Genomic DNA, 17,360 nt, shown 5'->3' with positions numbered 1-17,360 from the left:
GTATGGCTGATCAGACTTCCGCTAGCACCCCCGCCCAGCCGGCCGCGTCCACCGAGTTGTGGGTCGAGCGCACCGGGACGCGCCGCTACACGGGCCGCAGCTCGCGCGGCGCGGAGGTGCTGATCGGGTCGGAGAGCGTCGACGGCGTGTTCACCCCCGGTGAGCTGCTCAAGATCGCGCTCGCCGCCTGCACCGGCATGAGCTCGGATCTGCCGCTCTCGCGCAGGCTCGGGGACAACTACGACGCGACCGTCCGGGTGTCGGGCGCGGCGGACCGTGAGAACGAGGTGTACCCGCGGCTGGACGAGGTCCTCGAGGTCGATCTCAGCGAACTCGACGCCGAGGCGCAGGAGCGTTTGCTCACCGTTGTGCTCAAATCCGTGGACAAGGTGTGCACGGTCGGACGTACCCTGAAAAATGGCACCGTGGTGAACCTGACGGTTGAAACTGATTCGTGATCAAATAGGCGCCATGTTGCTCTCTCGTGTTGCGATGGTCGGTGCCCTGGTGGCAACCGGCGCGATCGTGGGTGCCCCGATCGCCGTCGCCCAGCCCGCTCCCGTTCAGCCCGCTCCGACTCCCGCGGAGCCCGCGGCTACGACGACGCCCACTGTCGCGCCGCCCTTCTCGCTGCCCGGCCTGACCTCGCCGTTGCCCGGAGTTGCCGCGCCGACCACGACGGCCGCACCCGTCGCGCCGACCACGACGGCCGCGCCTGCCGTCGCGCCGACCACGTCCGCCGCACCTGCTGCCGCGACGCCCGCCGCCACCGCGGCGCCGACCGCGGCGCCCGTGACGTCGACGCCCGCGAGCTCGGCTGCCGCGCCGGCTGCCGCGACCACGACGCCGTCCGCCACCACGACCACCGCTGCCGCGCAGTCGTGTACGCCGTGGACGGCGAGCGAGGTGGCCAGTGGATTCGGGATGCTGGAGAACCTGGCGTTCGACGGCCGCGGAAAGATGCTGCTGTCCGAGGGCACCCTGTTCGGCGACGGAGCCATCCGCACGCTGTCACCCGGGGGCAAGACCGGCACGCTGGTCTCGGACTTCACCGGGCCGGGCGGCATCGTCGTGAACGGTGACACCATCCTTTTCACCACAGGGAACAACGCGATGGCCGGCCTGTCGAACAGCAAGAACGGCACCGTCGAGTCCCTCGACCTGGACACCGGCGAGCAGACCACGGTGGCCAAGGGGCTGACCATGCCGAACGGGCTCGCCAAGCTGGCGAACGGTGACCTGCTGGTCACCAGGAACCTCGGGTCCGACCAGGGTCTGACCCGAATTCCGGCCGCGCAGCCGGGCACCCCGGCGTCGGTGCGCACCGACCTGGGCTCCGCCAACGGCCTCGCAGTTTCAGCGGACGGCGCAACTGTCTACGTCGGCAACACCTTTGACGCGAACACCGAGATCCGGGAGCTGGACGCGACCGATCTCAAGGGCGCGGTCCACACCATCAAGGTCGCGGGATCCGGTTCGTCGAACGCGGGCGACGACCTCACAGTCGGGGCCGACGGCAACATCTACATGGCGCTCAACGGCGCGGGCAAGGTGGTTCGGGTCGACCCCACCACCGGCTCCACCTGCGAGATCGGCTCTGATCTGCCGCTGACGAGTTCCGTCCGGTTCGGATCCGGCCCCGGCTGGGATCCGGCGGCGTTGTACACCACCAGCTTTGACGGCAGCGTGCACAAGCTCGTGCCGCCGAAGAGCAGCTGAGCGAGCTCCGATGCGCCCACCGGAACCGGTGCGCCTGACCGCCTGGGTACACGGGTCGGTTCAGGGCGTGGGGTTTCGGTGGTGGACGCGGTCGAGGGCGCTCGAACTCGGCCTCGTTGGACATGCCACCAATCGCCCGGACGGGCGGGTGCTGGTGATCGCCGAGGGGCCCCGGCCGCGGTGCGAGCTGCTGCTGGAGCTGCTCCGGTCCGGTTCGACGCCCGGTCGGGTCGATCTCGTGGTGGAGAGCTGGTCGGACGCCGCGGGGAACCTCACCGGTTTCGACGAACGATAACCTCGGTGCGATGACGTCACAGGATGGGGAGGGACGAGTGGGACCGGATCAGGGCGGACCGGACGACCGGAACGGGGCAGGCGAGACCGGCGGCGTCGACGGGTCCGGCGGCGGCGACGAGGCCGCGCAGGCTCCCCGCGGCGGCCGGATACGGCGTCAGGAACCCGGCGCCACCGTGCCCCGTCCGCCGACCGTCGGCGAGGCGCGGGCCAGGGACAAGGCCCGCAAGGACCGCGCCGAACAGGAGCGGTTGGCTGCCGAGGCCGAGGCCAAGGCAGAGGAACGCCGGCGCAAGCGGAAGAAGGGCCTGATCGGCGGCGTCGCGGTGGTCGGCGTGGTCGGGCTGGTCGCGCTCGGATACACCGCGCTGTCCTCGGATGAGGTCCAGGCCACCTGCATCGACCCGAACACCGAGGTCGAGGTCGACGAGAAGTACTGCACGACCGGGTCACAAGGAACCGGCGCCATGGCGGGCATGTTCATCTACGCCGGCTCGCCGTACCGCTACTACTACGGCGGCAGCGCGGGCGGCGTCGGCACGAAGGTGACCGGCGGAACCGTCGTGACGCCCAAGGGAACCACCATCACCACCAAGTCCGGTACCACGATTCAACGCGGCGGGTTCGGCAGCAAGTCGACCGGCAGCGGCGGGAGCTGACGTGCGCAGAGTTCGTTCCACCCCGCGTCCGGGGTGGCAGAAGATCGTCGAATCCCAGGGTCTGGTGTACGGCACCCCGGCCCGACTCGGCGACGGCACCGCCCGCCCCTACTGGGACGAGTCGGTGCACTACGAGTTCGACATGGACGAGATCCTGGCGATCGAGGCGGATGTCGAACTGCTGCACTCGATGTGCCTCAACGCGGTCGAGCACGTGATCCTCACCGAACGGTTCGCGGACTTCGGTCTGCCGGAATGGACCTGGGGCCCGATCGCCGAGTCCTGGCGTCGCGGCGACCCGCACGTCTACGGTCGATTCGACCTCCGCTACGACGGTCGCCGTCCCGCGAAGCTGCTCGAGTACAACGCGGACACACCGACCACCCTGCTCGAAGCGTCCATCCTGCAATGGCATTGGCTCAAGGACACTCACCCCGACGACGACCAGTGGAACTCGCTGCACGAGGCGCTGGTCGAGCGATGGGGAGCCATCCGCGACCGGCTGCCCGGCGACGAGGCGCATTTCTCCTGGTCGTCAGCGGATGCCAGCGGCGAGGACAACATCACCGTCGCGTACCTGCAGGAGACCGCGGCGGAAGCGGGACTGAACACCGTGGCGCTCGCGATCGAGGAGATCGGCTACGACGAGGACCTGCACCGATTCGTCGACCTCGAAGAGGCGCCGATCTCGACCCTGTTCAAGCTGTACCCCTGGGAGTGGGTGCTCGACGACGACTTCGGGAAGAAGGCCCTCGCGCTGCTCCCGGAGACGATGTGGGTCGAGCCGCTCTGGAAGACGCTGCTGAGCAACAAGGCGATCCTGGCGGTGCTCTGGGGCATGTATCCCGGGCACCCGAACCTGCTGCCCGCCTATCTCGACGACCCGCACGAGCTCACCGAGTACGTGCGCAAGCCCAGGCTCGGCCGGGAGGGCGCGAACATCTCGGTGGTGGGCGCCGGCATGGAGACGACCACCGGCGGCATCTACGGCGACGAGGGCTTCGTCTACCAATTGCTCGATCCGCTACCGGAATTCGACGGCATGCGGCCGGCTCTCGGCGCCTGGATCGTCGGCGACACGGCAGCCGGTCTCGGCATCCGCGAGACCTCCGGGCTGATCACCGATGACGGCGCGGCCTTCGTGCCGCACCGGATTCCGCAGCCGTGACCGCACTCTTCGAACCCCGATGCATACCGAAACGGAGCGATTGATGACGACTGAGGTGCTCGCCCTGAGCAGCGATTACTGGTCCGATCTGGGCAGGGGCGTCTCCGCGATCGCGCTGTACGCGATCGTCGGTCTGCTGCTGATGGTCCTCGGCTTCTACGCCATCGACTGGACCACGCCCGGCCACCTGCGAACGCTGGTGCGCGAGGGCAGGCCCAACGCCGCGATCGTGACGTCGGCGGGCATGGTGAGCATGGCGCTGATCATCGTGCTGGCGATCTACGCCTCCTCCGGCCGACTGGTCGAGGGCCTGATCTACACGCTCGTCTTCGGGCTGTTGGGGATTGTCGCGCAGGTGTTCTCGGTGCGATTCATCGAGCTCGTCACCGGCATCGACATCGGCGAGGTGCTCGCCGAGGAACGCTTCACCCCCGAGGTGCTCGTCGTCGCGGCCGCGCATGTCGCGCTCGGCCTGATCGTCGCGGTCGCCATCCTGTAGGCGTCCCGCTCCCACGGGCCGGGAGTAGGTTGGCGGCATGAGCGAATTCCTCGGACGTGTCGCGGTCGTCACCGGCGCAGGCTCCGGCATGGGGCGAACCCTCGCACTCGGTCTGGCTCGCCGCGGGGCGCGACTGGCGGTGTCCGACGTCGACACCGAGGGGCTCGCCGCGACCGTCGGGCTGCTCGAGGAACTGGGTGCCGAGGTGAGGTCGGACCGGCTCGACGTGTCCGAGCGCGAATCGGTCCTGCACTATGCCGACGCCGTCGTCGAGCATTTCGGCGTCGTCAACCAGGTCTACAACAATGCGGGCATCGCCTTCTCCGGCTCCATCCTCGAGTCCGAGTTCAAGGACATCGAGCGCGTCCTCGACGTCGACTACTGGGGAGTCGTCAACGGCACCAAGGCCTTCCTGCCGCACCTCATCGCGTCGGGCGACGGCCACGTGATCAACACGTCCAGCCTCTACGGCATCCTCGCACTGCCCCGCCAGAGCGCCTACAACTCCGCGAAGTTCGCGGTCCGCGGGTTCACCGAGTCGTTGCGCCTGGAGATGCTCGCGGGTGGACACCCCGTGCGCGTCACGTGCGTGCACCCGGGCGGCGTCAAGACCAACGTCGCCAACAACGCCGGGCATGCGGGCCCGACAAAGGACGCGGCCGAGACCGCGCTCTACAACGAGAAGCTGCTGAGGATGAGCCCGGAGAAGGCGGCGGAGATCATCCTCGACGGCGTCGCGAAGAACCGAGCGCGCGTGCTGGTCGGCAACGATGCCCGCGGCCTGGACCTCATGGTGCGGGTTCTCGGTTCGTGGTACCAGCGGCCCATGCTCGAGGTGCTCAAGCGGGTCATGCCGGCCACGAAGCGCACCTGACGCTCAGACGACGGGTGCGCGGTCGCGGGCCTCGGGTTCGGGGAGTCGGCGATCGATGATCTCGCCGTCGAAGAACCGGCGATCGCGGCTGCGCCACCACCACATCAGCGGCAGGCCGAGCAGCATCGACCCCACGCCGAGGATGAACACACCGCCGATCTGCCAGTGCGGGGCGAAGGGCAGTGTCCAACTGGTCTCGCCGTAGTCCGAGGCGAACGAGGTCACCGCCGTCCATCCGGCGGAGAACAGCAGCATCGCGCCGCCGAGGAGCGGGAGGATGCCCCGCATCCACAGCTCGCGCGGGCCGTCGCGCAGGGTGTCCCGATACAGCCACGCACAGGACACACCGGTGATGCCGTAGTAGAAGCCGACGGCGATCCCGATCGCGGAGACCGAGTCGAAGATCAGGTTGCCCGCGGAGACGAAGTTGAACGCGATGTAGAGCCCCGCGGACACCGCGCCCATCGCGAGGGTGGACACCGTCGGTGTCAGGAAACGGGGGTGCACCTTCGCGAAGCTGTCCGGCAGCGCCTTGAAGACGCCCATCGACAGGGTGGTGCGAGCCGTCGGCAGGATGGTGGTCTGCGTCGAGGCGATCGCCGACGTCAGGATCATCAGCAGCAGGACGTGCACCAGGATCTGCCCGAGCATGCTCTCGCCGAACACCGCGGTCCCGAGCGCGGCGAAGATGTCGTCCACGTGTTCGGGGTTGGCCAGCCCGGTTCCCTCCTCGCCGATCCCGGCGAACGACTGCGCCGCGACGGTGACGAGCACGTACAGGGCGACCAGCACGATCGTCGAGATCACCGCCGAGCGGCCGGGGGTGCGCCGCTTGTCGACGGTCTCCTCGTTGACGGAGACCACCGAGTCCCAGCCCCAGTAGATGAACACCATCAGCAGGATCGCGTTGACGAACGTCGAGAAGGATCCGATCTCGAACGGGTTGAACCAGCTCCACTGCGGGGTCAGGGCCGCGGCGCCCGCATTGCCCAGCCACACGCGGATCAGGGCGACCACCGCGAACAGCACCAGCGCGACGAACTCGATCGTCAGCAGCACCGACTGGAAGCGCGCCGAGATGTCGATGCCGCGGAAGCACAGGTAGGTCATGGCGACCATGAACGCCACCCCGAGCAGCAGCACCCAGATGCTGGTGGCGTCGCGGCCGATCCCGTCCGCACCGAACAGCAGGAAGGTGTACTGGCCCGCGACCTGGGCCATGCTCGCCATCACCAGCACGTCCGCCACCACGATGGCCCAGCCGGCCATCCACCCCCAGGACGGGCCGAACGCGCGCGTGGCCCAGACGAAGGTGGTGCCGCAGTCAGGGTCGGCGCGGTTGAGTTCCTTGTAGCCGAACGCGGCGAACAGGATCGGGACGAACGCGAGCAACGCGACCACAGGGGCCTGCAGCCCGACCGCCGCGACGACGAGGCCGAGGGTGGCGGCAATGCTGTAGGCGGGGCCGGCGGAGGCCACCCCGATCACCACGCTGGAGGTCAGGCTCAGGGCCCCCGCCCGGAGCCCCTTGGAACTGGTCACATCATCGATCACTCGGGGGAGAGTAGTGCAGGGTCCGTGTCGGCGCCGAAGGCTAGCGTCGACGGCGTACCCGACAGTTGAGGAGTAGCGATGAGCGCCGTCACGACGAACCAACCGCTTGGCACCCCGACCTGGATCGACCTGGGCATCCCCGACCTCGATCGGGCGATGTCGTTCTACGGGCAGGTCTTCGGGTGGGAATTCGACATCGGCCCCGAGGAGGCAGGGCGGTACACGATGTGTCTGTTGCGGGGGAAGAAGGTCGCCGCGCTGATGCCGAACCCCGACGAGAACGCGACCGAGTTCTGGTGGAACGTCTACCTGGCCACCGACGACCTGGACATCACCGTCGCGCGATCCAGGGACGCGGGCGGCGTCGTGCTGGTCGAGCCGATGGACGTGATGGGCCAGGGCCGGATGGCGATCGTGCGAGACCCCTCGAGCGGGCAGTTCGGGCTGTGGCAGGGACAGGCGCACGTCGGCTGCGAGTTGGTGAACGAGCCGAACACGCTGCTGCGCAACGACCTGGTGACGGCTGATCCCGGCCCGGCCCGCGACTTCTACGCCGCGGTGTTCGACTTCACGCTGGACGGAAACGAGGACCTGCCCGGCATGGACTTCACGTTCCTGCGCAGGCCGGACGGACACGAGATCGGCGGCATCATGGGCGACCCGGCGGCGCCCGCATCGGCCTGGGGCACGCTGTTCCAGGTCGCCGACGCCGACGCGGCCGTTGCCGCCGCGCGAGCAGCGGGCGGTGTCGCGGACGACCCGACCGACATGCCCTACGGGCGGACCGCGGAGATCACCGACCCGTTCGGCGCCAAGTTCACCGTGGGTTCCCCGGCTCGGGGCGCATCGGGGTAGGGCCTCGCCGGTGCCGCGGGGCGAAGGCACGGGTCTTCGCCCCGGCGCGGCGTTCAATGGCCGATCCGGTCGGTGCGGTGCAGTAACGTCATTCGCCATGCATCTCAAGAGTCTGACGCTGAAGGGGTTCAAGTCCTTCGCGTCCGCGACGACTCTGCGGTTCGAACCGGGCATCACCTGCGTGGTGGGGCCGAACGGGTCCGGCAAGTCGAACATTCTCGACGCCCTCACCTGGGTGATGGGCGAGCAGGGCGCGAAGGCGCTGCGCGGCGGCAAGATGGAAGACGTCATCTTCGCCGGCACCTCCGGCCGGCCCCCGCTCGGCCGCGCCGAGGTGACGCTCACGATCGACAACTCCGACGGCGCGCTGCCGATCGAGTACTCCGAGGTCTCGATCACCCGGCGGATGTTCCGCGACGGCGCGGGCGAGTACGAGATCAACGGCAGCTCGTGCCGGTTGATGGACGTTCAGGAGCTGCTCAGCGACTCCGGCATCGGCCGGGAGATGCACGTCATCGTCGGTCAGGGCCGCCTGGCCGCCATCCTGGAGTCCCGCCCGGAGGACCGCCGCGCATTCATCGAGGAGGCCGCTGGCGTCCTCAAGCACCGCAAGCGCAAGGAAAAGGCCGTCCGCAAGCTGGACGCCATGCAGGCCAATCTCGCCCGCCTGACCGACCTCACGACCGAACTGCGTCGTCAGCTCAAGCCGCTGAGCAGGCAGGCCGAGGTCGCGCGCCGCGCGCAGACCGTGCAGGCCGACCTGCGCGACGCCCGATTGCGGTTGGTGGCCGACGACCTGGTCACCCGGCGGGCGGAGCTGGCATCGCAGTCCCAGGACGAGGCGATGGCCCGAGCCCAGCAGGAGCACGTGCAGGCCGAGCTCGAGGCGGCGTCCGCGGAGCTCGGCGCCCACGAGCAGGCCCTTGCCCGGCTGACCCCGAGCGCGGAGGCCGCGGGGCAGACGTGGTTCCAGCTCTCCGCGCTGGCCGAGCGGGTCAACGCCACGATCAGGATCGCCGCCGAACGGGCCCGCCACCTCGACAGCGAACCCACCTCGAATCGCGGGCAGGACCCCGACCAGCTCGAGGCGCAGGCCGAACGCGTCGCGGCGGAGGAGGCGGAGCTGGTGGCCGCGGTCGAGATGGCCAGGGCCACCCTCGACGCCGCCAAGGACACCCTGACCGAGTACGAGGAGGCCTCCGCCGCCGCCGAGCGGGCGCACATGGCCGCCGTCCGGGCCATCGCCGACCGCCGCGAGGGCCTGGCCCGGCTCTCCGGCCAGGTGGACACCCTCCGCTCCCGCGCGGACTCCGTCGACGCCGAGGTGGCGCGGCTGACGCTTGCCATCGAGGACGCCCGTGCCCGCGGCGATGCGGCGCAGGCGGAATTCGAAGGCGTGCAGGCACAGATCGGTGACCTCGACGAGGGCGAACTCGGGCTCGACACCCAGAACGAACGCGCCGTCGCCGCGCTCGAGGCGGCCACCGCCCGGGTCACCGAACTGCAGGACGCCGAGCGCGCCGCCGGCCAGGAGGTCGCGTCGCTGCGGGCCAGGATCGAGGCGCTCTCGATCGGACTGCAGCAGAAGGACGGCGCCGCCTGGCTGATCGAACATCGATCCGGGGACGGATTGATCGGCCCGCTCGCCGGGATGCTCCGCATCCGGCACGGCTACGAGGTCGCGATCGCCGCCGCGCTCGGGCCAGCCGCCGACGCCATCGCGACACAGTCGGTTGCCGCCGCGCGGTCGGCCGTCGTGGCGCTCAAGGAGGCCGACGGCGGCCGGGCCGCACTGGTGGTTGGGGACGGCGCCTCGGCGTCGCCGCGTGAGCACGCCGCCCTGCCCGGAGCCGCGCAGCGCGCCCTCGACCTGGTCGAACATCCCGACAACCTGCGCGCGGCGCTCAGCGCGCTGCTCGGCGAGGTGGCCGTCGTGGACACCCTGGAGGAAGCCGCGGAGCTCGTCGCCGGACGACCCGGCCTGCGTGCGGTCACCAGGGACGGCGACCTCCTCGGGTCCGGCTGGATGACCGGCGGCTCCGATCGTCGACCCTCCACCCTCGAGGTGCAGTCGGCCATCGACGCGTCGACCGCTGGCCTGGCGGACGCCGAGCGCCGCGCCGACGAGCTCTCCGCCGCGCTGTCGGGGGCCACCACCGAACGCGAGCACCGCGCCGAGTCCGCCGAGCAGACCCTGGCCGCGCTCAACGAGTCCGACGCCGCCCTGTCGGCGATCTACGAACAGCTCGGCCGGCTCGGCCAGGTGGCCCGCGCCGCGCATGCCGAGTCCGATCGGCTTACGGGCCAGCGCACCGCGGCGGAGGCGGGCCGTGAGGATGCGGTTGCGTCGCTGCGGGAGCTGGAGGAGCGCCTGGCGCTGGCCCAGCAGGAGCAGTCGCTGGACGGCGATCCGGCGGCGGGGGACCCCAGCAGCGGCGAGCGCGAGGCCGCGGCCGCGGCGCTGGCCGAGGTGCGGTCCGTGGAGATGGAAGCGCGCCTGACACTGCGGACGGCCGAGGAACGGGCGGAATCCGTTCGCGGCAAGGCGGATTCGCTTCGGCGCGCGGCGCAGGTGGAACGCGAGGCCAGGGCCCGCGCCGAACGGGCCATGGCCGCCCGGCAGAACGCGGCCGCGGTCGCCGCCGCCGTCGCGGAGTCCGGCAGGCGGGTGGCGGCTCACCTGGAGGAGGTGGTCGCGGCCGCCGTGGCGCACCGCGACGAGCTGACCCGGCAGCGGACCGAACGCACGCAGCAACTGGAGACGGTCAAGGAGCGGGTGCGGCAGTACACCGGACAGCTGACCGCGCTCACCGACGCCGTGCACCGCGACGAGGTGGCCAGGGCGCAGGCCGCGCTGCGGATCGAGCAGCTCGAGCAGACCATCTCCGAGCAGCACGGCATCGGCCTGGACGATCTCGTCGCGGAGTACGGACCCGACGTACCGCTGCCGCCCTCGGCACTGGAGATGGCGGAGTACGAGCAGGCGCGCGAGCGGGGCGAACAGGTGGTGGCGCCCGCGCCGATGCCCTACGACCGGGACACCCAGGAGCGACGGGCCAAGCGGGCTGAGAAGGACCTCGCGACCCTCGGCAAGGTCAATCCCCTTGCGCTGGAGGAGTTTGCGGCGCTCGAGGAGCGCTATAACTTCCTGGCCACCCAGCTCGAGGACGTCAAGACCGCGCGCAAGGACCTGCTCGGGGTGGTCGCCGACGTCGACGCCCGGATCCTGCAGGTGTTCACCGAGGCGTGGGAGGACGTCGAGCGCGAGTTCGTCGGGGTGTTCGCGAAACTGTTCCCCGGCGGCGAGGGCAAGCTGGTGCTGACCGATCCGTCCGACATGCTCACCACCGGCATCGAGGTGGAGGCCCGCCCGCCCGGCAAGAAGGTCAAGCGGCTCTCGCTGCTCTCCGGTGGCGAGAAGTCGCTGACCGCGGTGGCGATGCTGGTGGCGATTTTCCGCGCCCGTCCCTCCCCGTTCTATGTGATGGACGAGGTGGAGGCCGCGCTCGACGACACCAACCTCCGGCGCCTGATCGGCCTGTTCGAGCAGCTGCGCGAGAAGTCGCAGCTGATCGTCATCACGCACCAGAAGCCGACCATGGAGGTGGCCGACGCGCTGTACGGCGTCAGCATGCGCGGCGACGGCATCACGCAGGTCATCTCGCAGCGTATGCGGGGGCAGAACCTGGCCGTTCCGCAGCCGGTCGCGGAGTGATGCGCGCGGCGTCGACCGCTCGCTGACCGGGTGATCTCCCGTCGCCTCTCTGCGCCGGATCGGTGCCTGAAAGGATGGGGGGCGTGACTACCGGAGCTTGGATCGCAATCGCGGCTGTCGTGGCCGTCCTTCTCGTCGCGCTCGTCGTGGGCTGGGCGCTGTACCGGAGGCGGCGGGTCAGCCTGCAGCCCACGCAGCCCGCGCCCGGTCAGCTGGAGGAAACGAAGGACCGGTCGGGCGGATACAAGCCCGATAGTGGGATCAGCTTCAGCCAGGGTGCGACGGCCACCGCGCCGCCCGTGTCGCGGCCGACACCGCCGCAGGCGCCGCCGGTGACTCCGCCGGTCGAGGAACCGGTCACGGAGGTGCCGCCCGCGCCCGTCGAGCCCGCCCCGGCCGCTCCCACCCCGGTCGAACCCGCGCCTGCCCCCACGGAGGAGGCGCCCGTCGAGGAGGCGCCGGAGGTCGCGCCCGCCCCGGTAGCCCCCGCCGCGCCTGCGCCGGTCGAACCTGCGCCGGCCCCCGTCGAGGAGGCACCGGCGCCCGCTCCGGCCCCGGCCGTTCCCGCTCCGGTGGAGGAGATCGCGCCGACCGCGGGCCGGCTCGACCGGCTGCGCGGCCGGCTCTCGCGCTCGCAGTCCGCGGTCGGTAAGAGCCTGCTGGGCCTGCTCGGCGGCGGCGACCTGGACGAGGACTCGTGGGAGGAGATCGAGGACACGCTGCTGATCGCGGACCTCGGCAGTGCCACAACCGAGCAGATCATGACCCGACTGCGCTCCGAGCTGGCGGCGGGCAGCGTCAAGTCCGAGGCCGACGCCCGAGCCCTGCTCCGCACCGTCCTGATCGAGGCCCTGCACCCCGAGTTCGACCGCTCGATCAAGGCGCTGCCGCACGATTCGACCCCCGGGGTGCTGCTGGTCGTCGGAGTCAACGGCACCGGCAAGACCACCAGCACCGGCAAGCTGGCGCGCGTGCTCGTCGCGGACGGTCGCCGGGTGTTGCTCGGCGCCGCCGACACCTTCCGCGCGGCCGCCGCCGACCAGTTGCAGACCTGGGCGGAGCGGGTGGGCGCCGAGGTGGTGCGTGGTCCCGAGGGCGGTGACCCCGCCGCGATCGCTTTCGACTCCGTGACCAAGGGCATCGAGACCGGCGTGGACGTGGTGATCGTCGACACCGCAGGCCGGCTGCACACCAAGACCGGGCTGATGGACGAGCTCGGCAAGGTCAAGCGCGTGGTGGAGAAGCGCGCCGTGGTCGACGAGGTGCTGTTGGTGCTCGACGCCACCGTCGGCCAGAACGGCCTGATGCAGGCCCGGGTATTCGCGGAGGTCGTGGACATCACCGGCGTGGTGCTGACCAAGCTCGACGGCACGGCGAAGGGCGGCATCGTCTTCCAGGTGCAGCACGAGCTGGGGGTGCCGGTGAAGCTCGTCGGGCTGGGGGAGGGCGCGGACGACCTCGCGCCGTTCGAGCCGGGCGCCTTCGTGGACGCACTGCTGGGCTGACCCGAGGGGTCAGACCCCGGACTCGGCGAGCACCGTCAACGCGTCCGCGGTCCGGGCGCAGAACGACTCCGCGTCGATCAGCCCGACCGTGAGCCCGCGCATGGTCGTGGCCGACATCAGCAGGTCGAAGACCGCGTTCGCGGTGGCCTGCGTGGCCTCGGCCGTGCGCTCCGGCGCCTCCCTGGCGAGCAGCTCGGTCATCGCCTCCCTGGCGGGCAGCTCGGCGCGGCCGACGAGTCGTTCGTAGACGCCTTCGTGGTGGTGGTAGGCCGAGAGCAGGCCGGGGATCGCCGACCGGGTCGCGGGTTCCGCGATCCGGTCGAGGAACATCCGGGTCCACGCGAGCAGGTCGGCGTGCAGGTCGCCGGTCGCGGTGGGCAGGTCCACGTCCTGCATGCCGAAGATCGCGTCCTCGACGATCGATTCCCTCGTCGCCCAGCGCCGGTAGATCGCGGCGGTGCCGACCTTCGCGCGCCGGGAGATCGCCGAGATGGTGGTTTTCTGGTAGCCCGTTTCCGTCAGCAGCTCGCGGGTGGCCTGGAGGATCGACCTGTCGACCTCGGGGTCGCGGGGCCTGCCCGCGCCCGGCTGCTGGACCTGCCGATCACTGTGTTCGCTCACATCGGCGGACAGTACCGGAGAGATTTCGCCGAAATCATTACGATGCGACATGCTCCGTATTATATTTCGGGAATCATCCGATTCACGAAGGGCTCGCCATGATCACCCCGCACGACGAACTGCTCATCCACCAGCTCCCCACCACCCTGGACCACGTCTCGCAGAGCGACCTGCGCTGGACCGAGCGCATCGTGATGTACGGCTTCGACAAGTCCGGCGAGATCAGCATCATGACCGGCATGGCGAAGTACCCGAACCGCAACGTCATGGATGCCTACGCGATGGTCACCCGCAAGGGCGAGCAGGCCCGCGTGGTGCGCATGTCCACCGAGCTGAACCCGCAGACCGGGGCCCTGAACGCGTTCAGCGTCGGGCCGTACACGTACGAGATCGTCGAGCCGCTGCGCAAGGTGAGCTCCACCGTCGAGTCCAACGAGCACGGCCTGAGTCTGCAGCTCGACTTCTCCGGCGACTTCCCGGTCTACGAGCAGACCGCGGCCTTCCACCGCAGCCGCGGCCGGGTCCGCGAGGACGCCCGCCGCTTCTACCAGAACGGCACCATCACCGGCTGGATCGAGATCGACGGCGAGCGCATCGAGATCGACCCCGAGAACTGGTGGTTCGGCCGCGACCACTCGTGGGGTGTGCGCCACGGCGGCGGCGGCGGCAGCCTGCCCGAGGGCGGAAACATGCAGCCCTCCGAGGTGCCTGCCGGCGTCCTCTACTACATGGGCATCTTCCAGTTCGACGACGAGGTGGTGCACTTCGCACAGCGCGAGACCCACACCGGGGAGCGTTGGCAGTTCGAGGGCGAGGTGCTCTTCCCGATCGACTCCGGCAAGGAGCCGCTGCCGATCATCGACGTCGAGCACGACCTGGACTTCCGCGACGACCTCCGCGTCGTCAAGTCCGGCACGTTCACCGTGCACCGCGCGGACCGCTCGACCGACGTCATCGAGGTCAAGCCGGTGTGTGACTTCTGGCCGGGCCTTGCCGGGTACGACGAGTACAACGGCTACGCGTCGGGCATGTACCGCGGCAAGGACTTCAGCGACAGCTTCGACGTCGACATCACCGACGTCAACGAGATCCGCAAGGTGAGCATGCTCAGCGAGACGCTCGTCGAGGTCCGGATGGGCGACAAGGTCGGACACGGACTGGTCGAGATGGTGTTCATGGGCGTGAACCCGCGCTACGGCTACACCGACTGGAGCGCCAACCGATCCGGCAAGAACAATGGCTGAGCGGGTCGCGCCGGAGGACCTGGCGGCCGCCCTCGAGCCGATCGTCCAACAGCGCATTCCGGGTGCACAGAACGCGAAGATCGTCGACTGGAAGCGCACCGAACGCGGGTTCTCGACCGAGACCTACCTGTTCAACCTCGAGGGTGCCGAGCACGAGTCGGCCGGGTACGTCTTCCGACGGCCGCCCGAGATCTCGCTGTTCCCTGACTACGACCTGCGGCGCCAGTACCTGGTCTCGGAGCGGCTCGCCCCGACCGATCTCCCGGTCCCCAGCGTCCGGTGGATCGAGGCGGACGACAACCCGCTCGGCACCCCGTACTACGTGATGGACCGCATCGGCAATGCCGAGGCGCCCAGCGACTTCCCGTCGTACCACACCGCAGGCAACTACTTCGAGGCCGACGAGCAGGGTCGGGCGAAGATGTGGTGGGAGTGCATCGAGACGATGGCACAGGTGCATCTGCTCGACCCCGAGGAGCTGCGGCTCGGGTTCCTGGCGATGCCCGAGTTCGGGGACAAACCGGTCGAGCAGATCGTGAACTACCTCGACCAGGCCGTGCGCTGGGCGGCGCCGGAACTGCCCCCGGTGATGGAGAGGGCCCTGACCTGGCTCAAGGGCAACCTCTACGAGCCGGAGCACGTGACGCTGGTCTGGGGCGACGCCCGCATGTCGAACATCCTGTACACGCCGGAGCTGGCGGTCGCCGGCGTACTCGACTGGGAGATGGCCTACCTGGGCGACCACGAGGCCGACCTGGCCTGGGTGCTGTTCCTGGATTGGGCGTGCAGCGAGAACGAGGGACACCCGACCCTGCCCGGCACCCCGACGCGGGAGGAGACCGTCGCCCGCTACGAGGAGCTGACCGGCTGGAAGGTACAGAACCTGCTGTTCAACGAGGTGCTCGGCGCGGTGCTGCTCTCGGTGCCGCTGCTGCGCCTGTCCACCCACCTGAACCTCGGTGACAACGTCAGCATCAGCGGGTTCTGCATGGCCCGACTCGAGCAGCTGCTCGACGGGGAGTGAGGGGGCACGGGGGCGCCCTCTCGGCGCCCCCGTGACCGTCGGGGGACGCCTAACGAATGAGTAACGAAGCGGCCCGGGCTCGCCCGGCTCGGCCTCCGCACAGGGAGATTCACTTGGGCGACAGGTTCGTGAAACGCAGAAGCAACACATTCCCCGGATGCGTTCACCCGGGCGAAACACGACAGCGCCACAGCTGAAACACCGGATCAGCAGTCTTCACACCAAGTCGAAAGCCGCAAGGAGCGGGACGACAGAAGGAGGAGGCTCAACGTGGAATTTCCCACAATCGGGGCGCCGGACACCGGAGACACCGCGTGGATGCTGATGAGCGCCGCGCTCGTGTTGCTGATGACGCCGGGGCTCGCATTCTTCTACGGCGGCATGGTCCGGGCCAAGAGCGTTCTGAACATGATCATGATGAGCATCGGCGCGATGGGCGTCGTGGGCATCCTCTGGGTCCTGTTCGGCTACTCGGTGGCCTTCGGCGAGGACAAGGGCGGCCTCTTCGGTGACCCCTTCCAGTACTTCGGCCTGAAGGGCATCTTCGGCGGCGCCTACCTGGCCGACGCCGACACCGGCGCAGGCATGGCCATCCCGCTGGTCGGCACCATCCCGGCAACCGTGTTCGTCGCCTTCCAGGCGATGTTCGCGATCATCACCGTCGCCCTGATCTCGGGCGCGGTCGCCGACCGCCTGCGGTTCGGACCCTGGCTCCTGTTCGCGGGCCTGTGGGCGACCATCGTGTACTTCCCGGTGGCGCACTGGGTCTTCGCCTTCGACGGCGTGACCGCGGAGAAGGGTGGCTGGATCGCCAACCAGCTCAAGGCAATCGACTTCGCGGGTGGTACCGCGGTTCACATCAACGCGGGCATCGCCGGCCTGGTCCTCGCCATCGTCCTCGGCAAGCGTCGGGGATGGCCCGGAACGCCTTTCCGTCCGCACAACCTGCCGTTCGTGATGCTCGGCGCCGCGCTGCTGTGGTTCGGCTGGTTCGGCTTCAACGCGGGATCCGCGGTGGGCTCCAACGGGATCGCCGGTGCCACCTTCCTCACCACCGTGATCGCCACCTGCGCCGCGATGCTGTCCTGGCTCCTGGTCGAGCGGATTCGTGACGGGCACGCCACCACCCTCGGCGCTGCCTCCGGCATCGTCGCCGGCCTGGTCGCCATCACCCCCGCCTGCTCCTCGGTGAACGTGCTCGGCGCGCTGGCCATCGGCGTGGCCGCGGGCGTCCTCTGTGCCCTCGCGGTCGGCCTGAAGTACCGCTTCGGCTACGACGATTCGCTCGACGTCGTCGGTGTCCACCTCGTCGGTGGTCTGGTCGGCACCCTGCTGATCGGCTTCGTCGCGACGGAGGAGGCGCCCGCGGGCGTCAAGGGACTGTTCTATGGTGGGGGCTTCGACCAGCTGTGGCGTCAGGCGGTCGGTGCGGGTGCGGTTCTGCTGTACTCGCTCGTCGCCACGACGATCGTCGCGCTCATCGTCAAGTACACGATCGGCCTCCGGGCCAGCGATGAGGCCGAGTCGCTCGGCGTGGACGAAGCAGAACACGCTGAGAACGCATACGATTTCGCCGCGCTCGGCGGAAGCTCGGTACCGGGTCGCTCGACCGTCAGGGAGGCATGAGAA

General features: G+C 69.7%; 16 protein-coding genes. 13 read left to right on the top strand and 3 right to left on the bottom strand.

The window, feature by feature from the left end:
• The first annotated feature begins 2 nt into the window (after nucleotides 1-2).
• Entirely contained in the window at nucleotides 3-458 is a 456-nt protein-coding gene (locus FCG67_RS00895; RefSeq protein WP_077041202.1) for an OsmC family protein, read from the top strand.
• Between the two features lie 105 nt (nucleotides 459-563).
• On the opposite strand, the gene FCG67_RS25290 is transcribed toward FCG67_RS00895, so the two are convergent.
• Nucleotides 564-857 (bottom strand): hypothetical protein, encoded by a 294-nt coding sequence (locus FCG67_RS25290; RefSeq protein WP_246044708.1) that lies wholly within the window; start codon nucleotides 855-857, stop codon nucleotides 564-566.
• A 49-nt stretch (nucleotides 858-906) separates the two neighbouring features.
• On the opposite strand from FCG67_RS25290, the gene FCG67_RS25285 reads away from it, so the two are divergent.
• From FCG67_RS25285 to FCG67_RS00865, 6 genes are all read left to right on the top strand, one after another.
• Nucleotides 907-1,719: an SMP-30/gluconolactonase/LRE family protein gene (locus tag FCG67_RS25285; RefSeq protein ID WP_246044706.1), complete on the top strand. Its 813-nt coding sequence runs from the start codon at nucleotides 907-909 to the stop codon at nucleotides 1,717-1,719.
• 10 nt (nucleotides 1,720-1,729) lie between these two features.
• A complete protein-coding gene (locus FCG67_RS00885; RefSeq protein WP_136906333.1) occupies nucleotides 1,730-2,014 on the top strand; it encodes an acylphosphatase in 285 nt (94 codons plus the stop codon).
• Nucleotides 2,015-2,162: 148 nt separating this feature from the next.
• On the top strand, nucleotides 2,163-2,672 hold the full coding sequence (locus tag FCG67_RS00880) for a hypothetical protein (protein WP_136907103.1): 510 nt from the start codon (nucleotides 2,163-2,165) through the stop codon (nucleotides 2,670-2,672).
• A gap of 1 nt (nucleotide 2,673) precedes the next feature.
• Nucleotides 2,674-3,840 carry a glutathionylspermidine synthase family protein gene (locus FCG67_RS00875; protein ID WP_077041204.1) on the top strand — a complete coding sequence of 389 codons (1,167 nt, stop codon included), beginning with the start codon at nucleotides 2,674-2,676 and terminating at the stop codon, nucleotides 3,838-3,840.
• A 43-nt stretch (nucleotides 3,841-3,883) separates the two neighbouring features.
• Entirely contained in the window at nucleotides 3,884-4,339 is a 456-nt protein-coding gene (locus FCG67_RS00870; protein ID WP_077041205.1) for a DUF350 domain-containing protein, read from the top strand.
• A gap of 37 nt (nucleotides 4,340-4,376) precedes the next feature.
• A complete protein-coding gene (locus FCG67_RS00865) occupies nucleotides 4,377-5,213 on the top strand; it encodes an SDR family NAD(P)-dependent oxidoreductase (RefSeq protein WP_136906331.1) in 837 nt (278 codons plus the stop codon).
• A gap of 3 nt (nucleotides 5,214-5,216) precedes the next feature.
• Here the strand turns inward: FCG67_RS00865 and FCG67_RS00860 are convergent, their stop codons facing one another.
• On the bottom strand, nucleotides 5,217-6,767 hold the full coding sequence (locus FCG67_RS00860) for an APC family permease (protein ID WP_136906329.1): 1,551 nt from the start codon (nucleotides 6,765-6,767) through the stop codon (nucleotides 5,217-5,219).
• Nucleotides 6,768-6,845: 78 nt separating this feature from the next.
• Here FCG67_RS00860 and FCG67_RS00855 point away from each other — a divergent pair, with 78 nt between their 5' ends.
• The 3 genes from FCG67_RS00855 to ftsY all read left to right on the top strand — a co-directional run bounded on the left by FCG67_RS00855 (nucleotide 6,846) and on the right by ftsY (nucleotide 12,842).
• Nucleotides 6,846-7,622 (top strand): VOC family protein, encoded by a 777-nt coding sequence (locus tag FCG67_RS00855; protein ID WP_136906327.1) that lies wholly within the window; start codon nucleotides 6,846-6,848, stop codon nucleotides 7,620-7,622.
• Between the two features lie 97 nt (nucleotides 7,623-7,719).
• Entirely contained in the window at nucleotides 7,720-11,337 is a 3,618-nt protein-coding gene (gene smc, locus FCG67_RS00850; RefSeq protein ID WP_136906325.1) for a chromosome segregation protein SMC, read from the top strand.
• A gap of 83 nt (nucleotides 11,338-11,420) precedes the next feature.
• The gene (gene ftsY, locus FCG67_RS00845) at nucleotides 11,421-12,842 is read left to right on the top strand and encodes a signal recognition particle-docking protein FtsY (RefSeq protein ID WP_136906323.1); all 1,422 of its coding nucleotides are present in this window, start codon (nucleotides 11,421-11,423) and stop codon (nucleotides 12,840-12,842) included.
• Between the two features lie 9 nt (nucleotides 12,843-12,851).
• Here ftsY and FCG67_RS00840 read toward each other — a convergent pair whose 3' ends face one another.
• Nucleotides 12,852-13,463 (bottom strand): TetR/AcrR family transcriptional regulator, encoded by a 612-nt coding sequence (locus FCG67_RS00840; protein WP_246044703.1) that lies wholly within the window; start codon nucleotides 13,461-13,463, stop codon nucleotides 12,852-12,854.
• 98 nt (nucleotides 13,464-13,561) lie between these two features.
• On the opposite strand from FCG67_RS00840, the gene FCG67_RS00835 reads away from it, so the two are divergent.
• The 3 genes from FCG67_RS00835 (at nucleotide 13,562) to FCG67_RS00825 (ending at nucleotide 17,357) form a co-directional block, all read left to right on the top strand.
• Complete coding sequence (locus FCG67_RS00835) at nucleotides 13,562-14,707, top strand: Rv3169 family protein (RefSeq protein ID WP_136906319.1); 1,146 nt, start codon at nucleotides 13,562-13,564, stop codon at nucleotides 14,705-14,707.
• Nucleotides 14,700-15,731 (top strand): phosphotransferase family protein, encoded by a 1,032-nt coding sequence (locus tag FCG67_RS00830; RefSeq protein ID WP_136906317.1) that lies wholly within the window; start codon nucleotides 14,700-14,702, stop codon nucleotides 15,729-15,731. The genes FCG67_RS00835 and FCG67_RS00830 overlap by 8 nt, the downstream gene beginning before the upstream one ends.
• A gap of 318 nt (nucleotides 15,732-16,049) precedes the next feature.
• Nucleotides 16,050-17,357 (top strand): ammonium transporter, encoded by a 1,308-nt coding sequence (locus tag FCG67_RS00825; RefSeq protein WP_189636668.1) that lies wholly within the window; start codon nucleotides 16,050-16,052, stop codon nucleotides 17,355-17,357.
• Nucleotides 17,358-17,360 lie beyond the last annotated feature (3 nt).

The sequence above is a fragment of the Rhodococcus oryzae genome (assembly GCF_005049235.1).
Lineage (GTDB): Bacteria > Actinomycetota > Actinomycetes > Mycobacteriales > Mycobacteriaceae > Rhodococcus_G > Rhodococcus_G oryzae.
Note: the sequence above shows the minus strand (reverse complement) of the source record. Positions and strands in the feature narration are given on the sequence as shown.